The sequence below is a fragment of the bacterium genome (assembly GCA_035528375.1).
Classification (GTDB): Bacteria; RBG-13-66-14; RBG-13-66-14; order RBG-13-66-14; family RBG-13-66-14; genus RBG-13-66-14.
In genome coordinates this window covers 16,769-32,508 of record DATKYS010000137.1, presented here as the reverse complement: position 1 = coordinate 32,508, position 15,740 = coordinate 16,769, and the positions used below count along the sequence as shown (strand labels likewise).

The following is a 15,740-nucleotide window of genomic DNA, read 5'->3' as shown; positions in this document are numbered from 1 at the left end:
CCGCTCCAAACCTATCCACCTGGCGCCCGACGCCACACCGGATTTTTTTAAGGAGCTCAACCGCATGGCGAAGTACGTTTACACCTTCGGCGCCGGGAAGGCCGAGGGCTCGACCAAAATGAGGGACCTCCTGGGCGGCAAGGGCGCGGACCTGGCCGAGATGTCGAGCCTCGGCATCCCCGTCCCCCCCGGCTTCACCATCACCACCGAGGTCTGCACGGGTTATTACGAGAACGACAAGACCTACCCCGCCGACCTGGAGTCCCAGGTTGATCGGGCGCTCGCGGCCACCGAGAAGATTCTGGGTAAGCGTTTCGGCGATGCGAAAAACCCGCTTCTGTTCAGCGTGCGCTCCGGCGCCCGGGTCTCCATGCCCGGCATGATGGACACCGTGTTGAACCTCGGCCTCAACGACGAGACTGTCCGGGGCCTCATCGCGTCCACCGGCAACGCGCGCCTCGGCTGGGATTCCTACCGCCGCTTCATCGAGATGTTCGCCGACGTGGTCCGGGGCGTGGACCGGGAAAACTTCGAGCACGACCTCCAGAAGGCCAAGGACGCCAAGGGCGTCGAGCTGGACACCGACCTGGACGCGGCCGACCTGGAGAGGCTGGTCGGGCGGTACAGGGAAATTTACCGGCGGGAGCTGGGCGAGGAGTTCCCGACGAATCCCAAAGAGCAGCTCTGGGCCTCGATAGGCGCCGTCTTCGGCTCCTGGGAGACCCCCCGCGCCGTCACATACCGCAAGCTCAACGGCATCCCCGACGACTGGGGCACCGCGGTCAACGTGCAGACCATGGTCTTCGGCAATTTGGGCGACGATTCGGCCACCGGGGTGGCCTTCACCCGCAACCCGGCCACCGGCGCCCACGCCTACTTCTACGGCGAGTTCCTCGTCAACGCCCAGGGCGAGGACGTGGTGGCGGGGATACGCACGCCGCAGCAGATAAGCCGCCCCGGCAGCCGGGAATGGGCCGCGGGCAACGGCATCGGCGAGGATGAGCGCCGGACCAAGTTCCCCTCCCTCGAAGAGCTGATGCCCGAGGTCTACCGGCAGTTGGAGGAGATCCGCGCTAAGCTGGAGCGGCACTACAAAGACATGCAGGACGTGGAGTTCACCATCGAGCGGGACCGGCTCTGGATGCTACAGACCCGGCGGGGCAAGCGCACCGCCGCCGCCGCGGTAAAAATCGCCGTGGACATGGTGAAGGAGAAGCTCATCAACAAGGATGAGGCGATCATGCGGGTGGAGCCCAACCGCCTCGACGACCTCCTCCACCCGGTCTTCGACCAGGAGGCGAAAAATCAGGCGACCACCGTGGCCAAGGGCCTTCCCGCCTCGCCCGGCGCCGCCACGGGGCAGATCGTCTTCACCGCCGACGATGCCGAGGCCTGGGCCGGCGAGCGCAAGCGGGTCATCCTGGTCCGCCTGGAAACGAGCCCCGAGGACATCCACGGCATGAACGCCGCGGTGGGAATCCTCACCGCCCGCGGGGGGATGACCTCCCACGCCGCAGTGGTAGCCCGCGGGATGGGCAAGTGCTGCGTGGCCGGCTGCGGCGACCTCGCCATAGATTACGCGAAGAAATGCTTCACCGCCGCCGGCAAGACCCTGAAGGAGGGCGACTGGCTCTCCCTCGACGGCTCCACCGGCGAGGTCATCCAGGGCCAGGTGGCGACCCGGGACCCGGAGCTCACCGGCGATTTCGGCGAGTTCATGGCCTGGGCCGACGAGCTCCGCACCCTGGGGGTGCGCACCAACGCCGACACGCCCCACGATTCCAAGGTGGCGCTGCGCTTCGGCGCCGAGGGCATCGGCCTGACCCGCACCGAGCACATGTTCTTCGACCCCGAGCGGATTCTGGCCATGCGGGAGATGATTCTGGCCGACGACGAGAAGGGGCGCAAGACGGCCCTGGGCAAGCTCCTGCCCTACCAGCGCGAGGACTTCATCGGCATCTTCACCGCCATGGACGGGCTGCCGGTGACCATCCGCACCCTGGACCCGCCGCTGCACGAGTTTTTGCCGCACACCGAGGACGACCAGCGCGACCTGGCCCAGGCCGTCGGCGTACCGCTGGAGAAAATCCGGGCCCGGGTAATCGAGCTCCACGAGTCCAACCCCATGCTGGGTCTCCGCGGATGCCGCCTCGGCATAGCCTACCCCGAGATAACGGCCATGCAGGTCCGGGCCATTTTCGAGGCCGCCTGCGAGTGCAAGAAGAACGGGATAAACGCGCGCCCCGAGGTCATGATCCCGCTCACCAGCTGCCGGGAGGAGTTTGCCGACCAGAAGAGAGTGGTCGTGGCGACGGCCGAGGAGGTTTTTGCCGAAAAAGGCATCCGGGTGGACTACAAGGTGGGGACGATGATCGAGCTGCCCCGGGCGGCGCTCACCGCCGAAGATATTGCCCGCGAGGCCCAGTTCTTCTCCTTCGGCACCAACGACCTGACGCAGACGACCTTCGGCCTCTCGCGCGACGACGCGGGGACGTTCCTGCCGATGTACGTGAAAAAGGGCATCCTCCCCCACGACCCCTTCCAGGTGCTCGACCAGGAGGGGGTGGGTGTGCTGGTGGACTGGGCGACCAAGATGGGCCGGAAGGCGAGGCCGGACCTCAAGGTGGGCATCTGCGGCGAGCACGGCGGCGAGCCCCGGAGCGTCAAGTTCTGCCATCGCGTGGGCCTCAACTACGTCTCGTGCAGCCCCTACCGGGTGCCCATCGCCCGGCTGGCCGCGGCCCAGGCCGCCGTGGAGGACAAGCGCGGGGCGAGCTAGAAAACTGCGTAAACAATCAAAATAAGGGACCGGTCAGCCGGTCCCTCTTGCATATTTAAAGAAAGAAAATTTACAATGATGGTGAGGGGTCTGCTATTTTCTCTTGAAAGGACGCATGATGACTAATGTAGACGTTCTGGGGACGACGTTGAAGTACTTGGGCACGGCCGTAGCTATTTTCCTCAACATCTACTACTTCGTAACGGGTCGCAAGTCCGTCAAACAACAAAAGGAGGACACCGAAGAAATAGAAAAATTGACGTCCCACCAGGAGCCTTCTCGTAAAGCTGAGCTTCAACGTCGCAGTAACGGTACGACTATTAGGCTAATCGCAGTCTCCATCGTACTCGTGCTCGTCATTGTCGGCGGTGTGAATCTGGACGAGCACTATCTGAATCTGTTTTGGGAGGCGCTGAAGGAGGGTAATATCGAAGAGGCCAGCGCGTATCTGACTAAAGCGATTGCGGAAAACTCCGACAACCCGGAGATCGCAGAAGCATATGTCGGCTTGGGGGACACAAAGAGCGAGAGTGCCGATGCAAAGATAAAACCCGTTGAGGAAGAATCACCCTTCTTGATCACTTTAACCGAGTCCTTTTGGTCCGCCGAAAGCCCGGAGGACAATCCCGAGTATCATGCCATCACCGCCCTTACAGAGGCGCTCGTCTACTACGAGAAGGCAAGGGAAATTGATCCGGGCGACACCGAAGTGTCCATGAAGATTGAAAGTACCAGAAGAGAACTGACGCAGAGGCTTGAGCAGCTAGATCAATCCGGTCAGTTCTAGGGATGATGGAGGATATCAATTCGGCCGTGGAGAGCGGGTCGGGGAGGGGAGCGAATTAACAGGCAGGGTATTCAGCCCCCACCCTACGGGAATTTATTGAACTGCACATCACCCTCGTAGGGGCCGACCGACGGCACGCCGTTTAGGTCGGCCCGCTCTCCAGGCGCACATCGCCCCCGAGACCATGACAAAAAGGGTCGGGAACAATCCCGACACTTTCCGCTCAACGACCGTCAGCGTGGTCAATCCAACCCGCCCCAGCTCACCTCGTAGCAGCCCCACTCGATCCAGTCGAAGACGAGGTCCTTCTCCTTCGCGGAGAGGAGGGCGGTGTGGTCGGGTCCCCGCATCCCCGAGCGGGGCGCCTCGGTCAGCACCCGGACCAGCGGCGAGCCCATGTCGTAGGGGACGGCGGGGGGGCTGTCCCCGGACAACGCCGCCTCGTAGGAGGACAGGTTCACCCCGCCCAGCGCCAGCTCGGCGTCGTGGCAGCTCTTGCAGCTCCCGGCGAGAACGGGTCCCACCTGGTCCCAGCCGACGATCGGCCCCGCCGGCTCCGCGATGTTGGCCAGGAGCACCCCCGCGGGCACGATCGCCGCCAGGGCAATTATCCACCGGAAACGGCGCACGTCTCCCCCTTCCCTTCGGGTCCTACTTCTCCTCGGGCAGGGCGACGAAGCTCCGCCCGCCGTGGCTCCAGACGTAGAGCAGAACCGGCCCCTCCGTTTTCCCGACGATTTTCCCGAGCTCCGCCGGGTCGTTCACCGAGACGCCGTCGGCCTTGAGGATGACCATACCGGGCGAGATGCCGACCCGCGCGGCCTCGCCGTAACCCTCCACGTCCAGGACCACGACGCCGGTGTTGCCTTCGTAACCCAACCGGGACTTCAGCTCGGGCGTAAGAGAGCCCACGGTGATGCCGCGGACGGTTTCCTTGCCGCCCCTCGTGGGCGGACCGCCGGGGGTCGTGGAGGAGGCCGGGGTCAGATCGGAGGGCCGCTCGCCGACGGTCACCGTCACGGCCTGCTCATCGCCGTTGCGGAGCAGTTCCAGGCGCACCTTTTTGCCGGGCCGGACGGCCGCGACGCGGTTCCGCAGATCGTTGGCGTCCGACACCGCCCTGCCGTCCATCCCGACGATGACGTCGCCGACCTTGATCCCGGCTTCCCCGGCCGGGGTGTCGCTCATGACCTCGCCCACCAGCGCGCCCTTCACGGCCTCATCCAGCCCGAGGGTCTCGCGCAGCGCCGGGGTGACGTCCTGTATGGAAACCCCCAGCCAGCCCCGCGTCACCGTCCCGGTCTCGATGAGCTGATCCATGACGCCCCTGGCCTGGTTGACCGGGATGGCGAAGCCCACGCCCATGTAGCCGCCGGTGCGGCTGGCGATGGCGGTGTTGATGCCCACGACCTGGCCGGCGAGGTTGACCAGGGCGCCGCCGGAGTTGCCCGGGTTGATGGCGGCGTCGGTCTGGATGAAGTCCTCGTAGTCCGCCAGGCGCATGTTGGTCCGGCCGGTGGCACTCACTATCCCGGCCGTGACCGTGTTTTCAAGGCCGAAGGGGCTACCCAGGGCGACCACCCAGTCCCCAACCTGGAGGTCGTCGGAATTACCCAGGGGCGCCACGGGCAACCCCTCGGCCTCGATCTTTATCACGGCGATGTCGGAGGAGGGATCCGCGCCGACGACCGTGGCGTCGAACTCACGCCCGTCGGTCAGGGCGACCCGGATCTCCTTCGCCCCCTCCACCACGTGATTGTTCGTCAGAATGTAACCCTCGGGAGAGACGATGACCCCCGAGCCGTTCCCCTCGGCGTAGAAATCCTTCTCCTGCCCGCCGTGGGGGCCGAAGAAGAACTCAAACGGGTCCCCGCCGGGGAAATCGGGGGGGCTGAAATCGAAACCGGGGAAGGAAGAGCCGGTGACCTTGGTCACCGTCTGCACCTGCACCACCGCCGGGCCGACTACCTGGGCCACGGCCACGAAGGCCTTGTTCGTGTCGGCGAATTTGGGCAGGTCCTCGGGATTGATGGCCTGCACGGTGCTCGTCGTCGCGGGGGCCGCCTCGCCGGGGCCGTTCACGTACACGACCGTCAGGAGCACGCCTAAACCTAGAACAAGCGCGGCCAAAGTAAAGGTCAAAACCTTCCACTTCCTCAGGGCCAGTTCGTCCACGGGGTCCATCTAGCTCACTTCCTTCGCGTTCGGGGTGGCAAATCAGTAATTTAAACGAAGGACGGCGGATCGGAGTTCCAAATTTTACGGCTGCTCCGCCGCGGTCGCCGGGGCGAGGTGGCGGACGGGAAGGCCGGTCAGGCGGGCGAGCTCCAGGGCCAGAAGAGCCCGGTGGCAGCGGGCCGGGTCGGCCTCGTAGCACAGAAGGGCGGTCGGCGTTGACTTTACTGATTCAGACAGCTCCCGCAGCAGGTCTGTGTTTTTGGCCAGCACCTCGGCGGCGTACCAGGCGGCGAAAATTTCCGGAGCCGCTCCGTCGCGGAAGCGCTCCCGGATGTCCCTCGGCACCCCGAGCCGGGGCTCGTTGCGGTAGGCGATGCCGGCGACGGCCAGGGCCTCTTCCAGCCCGCGCTTTCGGAATTCGGGCCGGCGGGACCAGGGGTCGCGCCGGACGTCGAGGAGCGTCGCTATACCTTCGCGCTCGAGCGTCCCGATAAAAGAAACGAGGGACGCGCCCTCGTAACCGATGGTGAAGATGTACCCCATGCGCCTACCACTCCCGCGCCTTTATCTCCCCCCAGCTAGACTCGACCACGTTTTCCTCACCCTCCATGAACCACACCAGCACCCGGTCCAGGATGTCCCGGCGGTTGGCCTCCCCGGAAACGGCCTCCAGGGGGCAGGCGAACAGAACCGTGCGCCAGTTGCAGCCCTCGTTGGCGATGACGGCCTTGTGGTGATGGACGCCGTCGGGGTCGGTCCAGTGGGCCTCGGTCCACCCCACGGCGGACTCGAGCTGGTCGGGGAAATTCTCTACGCTCACCCACTTGATGTCGTAGGATTCGGTGATGAGCCGGGCGCTATCCGTGGGTTCGAGGGACCAGTCGTCGTCCACCTCGATCCAGTCGGTGAAGTTGTCGCGGGGGTAGTCCAGGCCGACGAACCAATCGAAGAAGGGGCTGGGCATCTGGTCCTCGGAGTCGGCGTCGGCGACGCAGTTCCAGGCTATCCACATCCCGGAGAGCATCAGCCCCCGACCGCCGTCGGTCGCCAGCCACTGCCGCAGGGTCTCCTCCTCGGCCGGGGACAGGGCCGAGTGGCCGTAAACGGGGTCCGAGGCGGGGCGCCCGCAGGAATTGCAGGTCACCCAGATGACCACGTCGTAGGGAGCCAGGTCGTCCGTGGCCGGCTCGCCGCTGTCGTCGTGGTCCCAGAGATTGTACTCTACGCCCAGCGCGTCCAGGAGGGTCTCGTAGCCCGTGTAAAAGTGCTGGGGGAAGTCCACCCCGTCCTCCTCGTCGGCGACCAGGAGGACGTAGGGGGAGGAGGGCGTCGGCGCCGTTTTTTCGACGGCGCAGGGCCGGGCGGCGGCGGCGAGAAAGGCCGCGAGGATTATCGTTGAAACGGTGCGCATCCGCTGGCTCCTGACGGGGGGCTCACGACGGCATCTTAGCAGGGACCGGTCGGCCGGTCAAGGACACGGTTGGTTTACGACACCTGGGGTAACGGGGTTCCGATCGGGGGAGACGTTTCTCTCCAGCAGGCCGGGAGCCCCCTCGGGTGCTTAGTTTTTAAAAAAGCGGCCCCGTGCACGTGAACCGGCCGCTCCGATCCGGGAGCCATCCCAGGTCCGCGTGAATCTCGTCCCTAAAAAAAGCGGGCCCTCCCGGGCCCGTGGTGGGCGATACTGGAATCGAACCAGTGACCTCTTGCATGTCAAGCAAGCACTCTAACCAACTGAGCTAATCGCCCAAGACGCGGCAGGGAGAAGTTACCAGAGAGGGGGTGGGTTGTCAAGGCGGCGGGGGTCGCGACCCGCACGGGGTGCGATTCGTGCTCCACGGTCGGTGAGGGAGCGGCGGCAATTTTTCAAGATCCCGACTGCACGTCCGAGATGAGAAAGGACCCCCTCGGATCGTTGGTCAGTGATAAGGGATACGTGTCAATCCATCGGTTTCAACGGATCGGTGCGAACCACTTGCAAAAAAGGGCCCCTTCGGGCCCCAAGAAACGGAATTACACAGGAGACTTCGTTTTCCAGAAAGGCAACGGCTCTCTACTCAACAAAAAAGGGCCCCTTCGGGCCCTTCTCCACGATTGAGGTTGGATGGTAACTCGGAACAAAACACCAGTCGCCATACACCTACAAAAAAGGGCCCCTTCGGGCCCCTTTTTATCAAGGAAGATCAGTCGAGAGGGATGTTGAGACTCCAGCCGGGATAGATGAGGTCCGGGTCCTTGATGAGGTCCTTGTTAACCTCATAAATCCGCGGCCATTCGGCGCAACGCTGCCAACCCCAGACGTTCTCGGCGATCATCCAGAGGCAGTCACCGTCAACTACGACGTAGGTGTCGTACTTCTTCGGCGGCTCGACGGGAATCTCGTACTTGCGGGCTTCGGCGTTGACATCCTGGATCTGCTTCTCGAGGTCGTTCAGACGAGCGCGTAGCGTCTCGTTCTCGGCCTCGATGGGCTCAGCTTTGCCGTTCAGGTCGGCAGCCTCGCCGTTGTACTTCTCGACGAGCTCTTCACGGCTCAGTCCGGTTCCCTCTTCGTCAGCATCGAGTTCGGCCTTGATGCGATCCCTCTCCACGTCGGAGAGCTCCACTTCACCTTGAGCGAAGGCCGGGAGAACGAAGAGGATAACCAGGAGGATCGGGAAGAATTTCTTCATAAGGACTTACCGCCCCCTTCCTCTATGTGCTTGTTTGTTATCGGTTAACTTCGTGAGGTCGGGACTCCCCGGTTCTAGCGGGAAGCCTCCCATTCCTCGTACGCGGCCTTCTTCTGAGCGAGGTTCTCTTTAGCCCTCTCGAGCTCCGCATCCTTCTGCTCGATTCTGGCCTTGAGGCTTTCATTCTCATCCTGAGCAGCGTTCAGCCTCTTGTCAGCGCTCACCTTGCCAGCTTTTGCTACGTCGTACTCCTTCAGCTCAGCATCGGAGTAGCCGCAGCTGGTGATGAAGGGAACGATGGCGAGGAGGGCGAAGGCGAAGGCGAGAACCAGCCACCTCATGGTCGATTTCCGCATTCTTGACACCACCTCCGGTCTAAAGGGATCTGGGTTTGCTCGGCTGGAATTACGTCAGGACACTCCTGTGGAATCCTGACCTCGGAACTTCATAAGTGAAGAAAAAGCCTTGTCTTACTTAAATAGAGGACCCTCTATCCGCGTCTCTTTTGATTGGACTGCACTGTGATGCTAACCGGGAGTTATTTAAATGTCAAGTTTTTTTGTATCTCTTTGCCATTGCCGGATTAAAACATTTTCGAGAATTACCGCTGAGGGGGGATAAATCCTCGACCTCGGCTTCGTTCACCGCAGCGGATTCCACCCACTCCGCAATCCCGCCGGCCCCCAAAGTATACCCCGGGCGACGATGAGCGCGATGGCGCGGTCGGGAATCGGTTTGCAGGGCGGCGACCGATTGGCGATTTATGTTTCCCCAACTCCTTGGTTCCAATTAATTCCAACTGAGTAATTGTGAATCATACCATATTTCATCCGTTTTTGCAAAATTGTGCAAATGGCGCCCGGGGTTGTCAGGGCGGTGCGTATCGGTTATCATGCCGAGGTTGGTCGTCCCCAACGTCAACGTAACGGGAGAAGGGATGGATAAACCACGTTTCTACTTCCTGAACGGCGGGAAAACGGCGGAGCTTGACTTCTCGAACCTCGGCTTCGACTACCTCCGCTGCCCCTACCGTTTCGAGGCGGTGTTCGAGCACGGAATCTGGCGGACGCGGGGGGTCATCGAGGACAGCGTGATGCACCTACCCGAGGGCAGCCAGGCGCTGCACTACGGCCAGGAGCTCTTCGAGGGGATGAAGGTCCAGTCCGGCACCGACGGGAAGGTGTACGCCTTCCGTCCCCTGGAGAACGCCCGACGGATGAACGACGGGGCAAGGTACCTCCAGGCCCCGCCGATACCCGAGGACCTCTTCATCCGGGGCATCGAGGAGGTCACGCTGGCCAACCTGCCCTACGTGCCGCCCTACGGATCCGGGGCGGCGCTCTACGTGAGGCCCTTTTATCTGGGCGTCGGGGACAACGTGGGCGTCAAGCCGGCCAAGAGCTACATCTTCCGCATCTTCGTCACCCCGGTGGGTCCCTACTTCAAGGGCGGGTTCGGACCCGACCAGGGCAAGCGCTTCCGGGTGTCGGAACACGACCGGGCGGCGCCCCGGGGCACGGGGCACATCAAGGCCGGCGGCAACTACGCGGCCAGCTTCATCGCCGGACACGAGGCCAAGGGCCACGGCTACGCCGAGGCGCTGTACCTCGACCCCGCCCTTCACACCTACATCGAGGAGATCGGGGCGGCCAACTTCCTCGGTCTCAAGGGGAAGGCGCTCATCACGCCCGAGTCGCACTCCATCCTCCCCTCCATCACCCGCCGCTCGATCATGGAAATCGCGGAAAAGGTCTTCAAGTGGCCCACCGAGACCCGGAAAATCCCGCTGGCGGAGCTGGACACACTCGACGCCGCCGCCTGTTGCGGCACCGCCGCGGTGCTCGTCTGGGTTCAGGAAATCGTGGGGCCCGAGAAGAGCTGGACCTTCCCCTTCGACGAACGTTGGCAGAAGCTCTACGACGAGCTGGTGGGCATCCAGACGGCGGCCAGGCCCGATCCCTTCGGCTGGCGCCACGAGATAAAGGGCTGATCGGCATCCACCCGAGGAGGGAGTCGGAATAGGGGTCTTTGTATTCCACACCGCCCCGTAATGGCTCGTAGAGGCCGACCTTAAGGTCGGCCCGCGGCGGCCCGCAGAGGGGCCGCCCTACATTTTCCCTCTCCCTGCGGGAGGAGCCTTCGCTCACGGGTCGGGGTGAGGAGCACTATTGATAAAAAGACACGGCGGGGACCAACATCCCCGCCCTAAAGCACCACGAGGCACCGGCCCCCTCGTTAAAAAACCTCGGCAGGTCCTACCCGGATGTGTGTGTACCTTTTTATAACACCGCGAGTGTGGATACAATTTAACCCCTGTGTTACATTATTACCGTGATGTAACAAACCGCCGCAGGGGGAGCCCCATGAAAATACTGATCATAGACGACCACCAGCCCACCCTGGCCCTGCTGTCCGCCATAATCAAGAAGGGCGGCTACGAACCGGTGACCGCCTCGCAGGGCGCCGAGGCGCTGGACATCATCCGCGGAGAGGACATCGGCGTGGTCTTCACCGATCTGGTCATGCCCGGGATGGACGGCCTCACCTTTTTGCTGGAAGCCAAGAATGTTGACGGGGACCTGCCGGTGATAATGATGACCGGCCAGGGGAGCGTGGAGACGGCGGTGGAGGCGATGCGGCGCGGCGCCGAGGACTACCTCTCCAAGCCGATCAAGCGCGACGAGGTCCTGGTCCAGATCGAACGCGCCCTGGAAAAGCGGAAGCTCCTGCGCGAGAACCGGGAGCTCAAGGGCGAGCTGGCCGACCGCTACACCTTCGAAACCATCATCGGCAACTCCAGGAAGATGCATGAGGTTTTCAAGCTCATCGCCAAGGTGGCCGACGTGGACTCCACCGTTTTGATCCGGGGGGAGAACGGCACCGGCAAGGACCTGGTGGCCAAGGCCATCCACTACAACTCCAAGCGGAGGGACGGGCCCTTCATCAAGATAGACTGCACCGCCCTGCCCGAGGGGCTCCTGGAGAGCGAACTCTTCGGCTACAAGAAGGGGGCGTTCACCGGGGCCCACCGCGACAAGCCGGGGCGTGTCGAGAACGCCGACGGCGGAACCCTCTTCCTCGACGAGATATCGGAGCTGGACCTGCCGCTCCAGGCCAAGGTCCTGCGGCTCATCCAGGAGCACCGCTTCGAACGTCTGGGCGAGAACCAGGTCCGCGATGTGGACATCCGCATCGTGGCCTCCACCAACCGCGACCTGGAACGGGAGATGGAGGAGGGGCGCTTCCGCCGCGACCTCTTCTACCGCCTCAACGTGGTGCCCGTCACCCTGCCGCCCCTGCGCGAGCGCGAGGGCGACGTCATTCTCATCACCAAGGCGCTCTTCGAGCGGACCTGCCAGCGGTACAACCGCCGACTGGAGGGCATCTCCCAGGGGGCGGTCGAGGCCCTGGAACGCTACCCCTGGCCCGGAAACGTCCGCGAGCTGGAAAATCTGATCGAGCGCATCGTCGTGCTCACCGACGGCGAGCGGGTCAACGTCACCCTGGAAAACCTCCCGGAGAACATCCTGGCCGCCGAGGACGGCTTTCTGGGGCACGCCGTGGCCCAGGGGCTCTCCCTGGACGAACTGGAACGGGAGTACATCAAGGCGGTCCTGGCCCGGACCAGCGGTCACAAGGCCGAGGCCGCCCAGATTCTGGGCATCAACCGCAAGACCCTTCTGGAGAAGCGCAAGCGGTACAACCTGGAGTGAGTGGAGAACGCCCGCCCCTACGAGACCCCCTCGCAGGGGCCGACCTTCAGGTCGGCCCGTGTGTCTAAAGGCCCGCCTCTAGGCCTATCCGCCGCGCATCCACCCCGTAGGGGCGACCGTCCACTGTCGCCCGCGGACGGGTCTAAAGACCCGCCCCTACATCATCACAACCCGGGGTGAGGGCCGCTGCACATAAAAAAAAGAACGGGATACGAAAACCCCCGCCCTCCTACCGTCCACAACTACCGGCTGACGACGAACCGGCGGACGAGGGCGGCCTCATCCGCGGTAAGGCGGTAGAGGTAGACGCCCGGCGCGTGACCCGAGGCGTCCCAGGACACCGCGTGCTCGCCGGCGGTCTCGTACCCGTCGGCCAGAGTGGCCACCCGGCGGCCCGCGGCGTCGTACACCGCCAGCTCGACCTCGCCGGCCTCGGGCATGTAGAAGGAAATATTGGTGCCGCCAACCGCCGGGTTGGGGAAGGCGTTGCGCAGCTCCACCACCCGCCCGCCGTCCGGGGGCAGGGTAATTTCCACGGGGCCGTAGCTGGTCGGGTCGCCGTACCGGCCCAGCACGTCCACCCGATACCGGTAGGTCCCGCCGGGCTCCACGTCCAGGTCGTAGTACATCACGTCGGTGTAGCCCTCGAGGGGCCTCTCATTCAAGGGCCGCCATCCGTCGGCCTCCTCGCGCATGAGGATGAAGTAGATTTCTTCGCAGCCGCAGACGTTGAAGCTTATCCGCACGCCGTCGCCCACCGGCGTTGCCGCCAGGTCGGTGAGGGATCCCGCGGGCGCGTCGGCCCCGTTCTCCAGCATCCACAGAAATACAGGCCAGTGCAGCTCGCAGGTCGGCTCGATCTCCGCGGGCGGCGGCGCGAAGCCCCCCTCCTCCTCCGTGTTCACCTCGAAGGAGAAGCCCGGCACCCCACCCTCGAAGGCATCATCGGGGGAGATCCCATCGGGAAAATAATCCCCTCCGTATGACCAATCGTCGAAATCTCCGTTCACCGGGTAGAGGATTTCGCCGGGGCGCCCGACCTCGTACGGGCCGTGCCCCTGGCCGGTGATGACGGCGTTCATCGCGTTGCCGTACTCGCGGAGGGTCGCCTCGTCGGGGGTCGGTTCGTCCACGTACCCCCAGGGGAGCAGAATCAGCTCGCCGAAGCTGTGGTAGCTGACGGCGAACTGGAACTCCCGGTCCAGGAAGAAGTCGTGGACCGCCATAGTCTCCGGTTCGCTGAAGGGAGAGGTGCCGCGGTAGAGATCCGACCAGGGGTTGGGGCTGGAGCCGTGGTCGTCGTAGCCCCACATGTAGCCGTAGTTGCGGTTCAGGTCCACGCCGTCTGGCGGCCGCATGTTCTTCCGCCGCCAGCCGTAAGGGCTCCCGTCGTGATGCTCCTCCACCCAGACGTGGCCGTCGGGGTTGATCGAGGGGACGATGAACACCTCGTGGGCGTCAATGAGGTAGGCCAGCTCCGGGTCGGTGTAGTAATCCTCGGCGATGCGGTTGAGGAAATACATGGGAATCTCGAGGGTCATTATCTCCCGGGCGTGGGTGTTGCCGTGGATGAAGATTTCCCCCTCCGCCTCGTCCACCGCGGGGTTGTCGCTGACCTTCATGCACCAGATGTCCCGGTCCAGGTAGCTGTGGCCCAGGCTGAAAAGGTCGAAGATGTCGGGGTGGTCGGCGGCCAGCTCCTGAAGCTCGGCCTCGGTCTCGGCGATGGTGCGGTAGCCGCCGTAGAAGGAGTCGCCGCCCCGGGAGCCGAAGCGCACCTGGGAGAAATCGTAGTCCACCACCCGCCAGCGGTAGCCCAGGGAGGCCAGGGCCTCGAGGTCTGAGTCCGTGGCCAGGACGTGCAGCCCGTCGGCGGTGTTGTACGAGAGGACGTCCAGGTCCAGGGGGGCGAGCTGATTGAAATCGCCGCGGCTGTACGCCTCGACGACGACCCACTGCGTCCCCGCGGGCGCGGCGGACGCCCAGAGCACCGCGAGGAATAGCAACACGTTAAACGGTCTCTTCATCCCACGTCCTATTCTCCACCCACCATCTCAAGTATAAACTTAAAAACGGCGCGGATTCAAGGCATTCTTGTCAGCGGGACCGGTCGGTGGTAAGGTTGGTCCCTCGAAACGCGCGCGGAGGAGCCCGCCGGAGCATGAAGCGCGAGATCGTCCGGTTGCGTAAAAGCGAACGGGGCCGCCGGAGCCGACCCGGTGCCCCGCTTTCCGCCTGCGTCGTCTGGGGCAACGACTACGCGTCCGGCCTTGCGAACCTGGGCCACCAGCGCGTGTGGGCGCTGACCGACGACACCCCCGGCTGGTCCGCCGACCGACTCTACACCCTCGACCGGTCGGAGGGCCGGCCCCTCTCCTTCGCCTGGGACCGCCCCCTCGGTTCCTTCGATCTGGTCCTGGCCTCGGTTTCCTTCGAGAACGACTACCCGGCGCTCCTGGACACGCTGCGTTCCGCCGGCCTCCTCGCCGGGCACGGGGAGAGGGGGGGGCCGCTCTTAATCGCCGGCGGCGTCGCCCCCGGTCTGAACCCCTTGCCCCTGGCGCCCTTTTTCGACGCGGTTTATCGGGGAGACGCCGAGACCGTCCTGCCGTCGGTGCTGGAGGGGACTTTTCAAAATCCGCCCCGCACGAGGGAGGAGGCCTGGTCGCTCTTCGGAAAATTCGGCCTCCACGTTGACGCCCTCGGTGCGCCGGGGGAGCGCCGGGTCTGGACGTCCGGCTCCTACGCGGCGAGTGAGACGGTGCACCCCGCGGGACACTTCGGCGAGACGGCGCTGGTGGAGCTGGGGCGCGGCTGTCCCCGCAGGTGCCGTTTCTGCGCCGTGTGCTGGACGGCGGGCGGCTTCCGACCGGCCGATCCCGACGCCCTGAGGGAACAGATTCTCAGGGTGACGGGGGACCTGGGCGTGAATCGGGTGGGGCTCGTCGGCGCCGCGGTCGCCGAGGGGGACGGTTTCCGCGACCTCCTCCGGTGGCTGAAGGGGAGGGGCCTGCGGGCCACGGCCAGCTCCCTCAGGGCGGACCTCCTGGACGGGGACACGGCCCGCCTCCTGGTGGAGCTGGGCCAGCGGACGTTGACCCTCTCCGCCGAAGCGGGCTCGCAGGGCTTGCGCGATAAGCTGGGCAAGGGGCTCTCAGACGGGGACATCCTCGCCGCCGCCGACGCCGCGCGAAAGGCCGGAGCCCGCGGTCTCAAGCTGTACCTGATGTACGGCCCGCCCGGGGAGACCGATGACGACCTCCGCGCCGCCGGTTCCCTGACCGCGGAAATCAAAAAAAAGCTCGACCGGACGCGCCTGACGGTGTCGGCCTCTCCCTTCGTCCCCAAGCCCGGCACGCCGCTGGCCGACGTACCGCTCCTGGGCGAGCGGGAGCTGAGGCGGAGGCGGAAGCTCCTCGCGGGCGTGCTGCGCCGGGCCGGCGTCCAGTCCTTCACCGGCGAATCGCCGCGCCAGGCGCTCTGGCAGGCGGCGCTGACACGGGGCGACGGGACGGTCCTCTCGCGCCTCCTGGCCGGTGAGACCAGGGGTGTGCTGATAAAAGAGGCCGTGGACCGGCGATAAAAAAACGCGGCCCGGGGCCGCGTCCTTT

The 15,740-nt window shown here is 64.5% G+C and carries 12 protein-coding genes and 1 tRNA gene; 5 read left to right on the top strand and 8 right to left on the bottom strand.

Annotation, left to right across the window (positions count from 1 at the left end; all coding sequences use genetic code 11):
- Positions 1–64: 64 nt before the first annotated feature.
- Positions 65–2,779: a pyruvate, phosphate dikinase gene (gene ppdK / locus VM054_11240; GenBank protein HUT99632.1), complete on the top strand. Its 2,715-nt coding sequence runs from the start codon at positions 65–67 to the stop codon at positions 2,777–2,779.
- A gap of 118 nt (positions 2,780–2,897) precedes the next feature.
- Positions 2,898–3,566, top strand: a complete 669-nt coding sequence (locus tag VM054_11235) for a tetratricopeptide repeat protein (GenBank protein ID HUT99631.1) — start codon at positions 2,898–2,900, stop codon at positions 3,564–3,566.
- A gap of 242 nt (positions 3,567–3,808) precedes the next feature.
- Here VM054_11235 and VM054_11230 read toward each other — a convergent pair whose 3' ends face one another.
- From VM054_11230 to VM054_11200, 7 genes are all read right to left on the bottom strand, one after another.
- Positions 3,809–4,195, bottom strand: a complete 387-nt coding sequence (locus VM054_11230) for a hypothetical protein (protein HUT99630.1) — start codon at positions 4,193–4,195, stop codon at positions 3,809–3,811.
- 22 nt (positions 4,196–4,217) lie between these two features.
- Entirely contained in the window at positions 4,218–5,750 is a 1,533-nt protein-coding gene (locus VM054_11225; GenBank protein ID HUT99629.1) for a Do family serine endopeptidase, read from the bottom strand.
- 75 nt (positions 5,751–5,825) lie between these two features.
- The gene (locus tag VM054_11220; GenBank protein HUT99628.1) at positions 5,826–6,287 is read right to left on the bottom strand and encodes a DUF488 domain-containing protein; all 462 of its coding nucleotides are present in this window, start codon (positions 6,285–6,287) and stop codon (positions 5,826–5,828) included.
- Positions 6,288–6,291: 4 nt separating this feature from the next.
- Entirely contained in the window at positions 6,292–7,155 is an 864-nt protein-coding gene (locus tag VM054_11215) for a hypothetical protein (GenBank protein ID HUT99627.1), read from the bottom strand.
- Between the two features lie 261 nt (positions 7,156–7,416).
- A tRNA-Val gene (locus VM054_11210) sits at positions 7,417–7,493 on the bottom strand.
- A gap of 434 nt (positions 7,494–7,927) precedes the next feature.
- The gene (locus tag VM054_11205) at positions 7,928–8,416 is read right to left on the bottom strand and encodes a LysM peptidoglycan-binding domain-containing protein (GenBank protein HUT99626.1); all 489 of its coding nucleotides are present in this window, start codon (positions 8,414–8,416) and stop codon (positions 7,928–7,930) included.
- 74 nt (positions 8,417–8,490) lie between these two features.
- On the bottom strand, positions 8,491–8,757 hold the full coding sequence (locus VM054_11200; GenBank protein HUT99625.1) for a hypothetical protein: 267 nt from the start codon (positions 8,755–8,757) through the stop codon (positions 8,491–8,493).
- Positions 8,758–9,353: 596 nt separating this feature from the next.
- Between VM054_11200 and VM054_11195 the strand changes: the two genes are divergently transcribed.
- Positions 9,354–10,406 (top strand): branched-chain amino acid aminotransferase, encoded by a 1,053-nt coding sequence (locus tag VM054_11195; protein HUT99624.1) that lies wholly within the window; start codon positions 9,354–9,356, stop codon positions 10,404–10,406.
- Positions 10,407–10,779: 373 nt separating this feature from the next.
- Positions 10,780–12,129: a sigma-54 dependent transcriptional regulator gene (locus tag VM054_11190; protein ID HUT99623.1), complete on the top strand. Its 1,350-nt coding sequence runs from the start codon at positions 10,780–10,782 to the stop codon at positions 12,127–12,129.
- A 242-nt stretch (positions 12,130–12,371) separates the two neighbouring features.
- Here VM054_11190 and VM054_11185 read toward each other — a convergent pair whose 3' ends face one another.
- On the bottom strand, positions 12,372–14,156 hold the full coding sequence (locus VM054_11185; protein HUT99622.1) for a M14 family zinc carboxypeptidase: 1,785 nt from the start codon (positions 14,154–14,156) through the stop codon (positions 12,372–12,374).
- A gap of 134 nt (positions 14,157–14,290) precedes the next feature.
- On the opposite strand from VM054_11185, the gene VM054_11180 reads away from it, so the two are divergent.
- Positions 14,291–15,712: a radical SAM protein gene (locus VM054_11180; protein ID HUT99621.1), complete on the top strand. Its 1,422-nt coding sequence runs from the start codon at positions 14,291–14,293 to the stop codon at positions 15,710–15,712.
- Positions 15,713–15,740 lie beyond the last annotated feature (28 nt).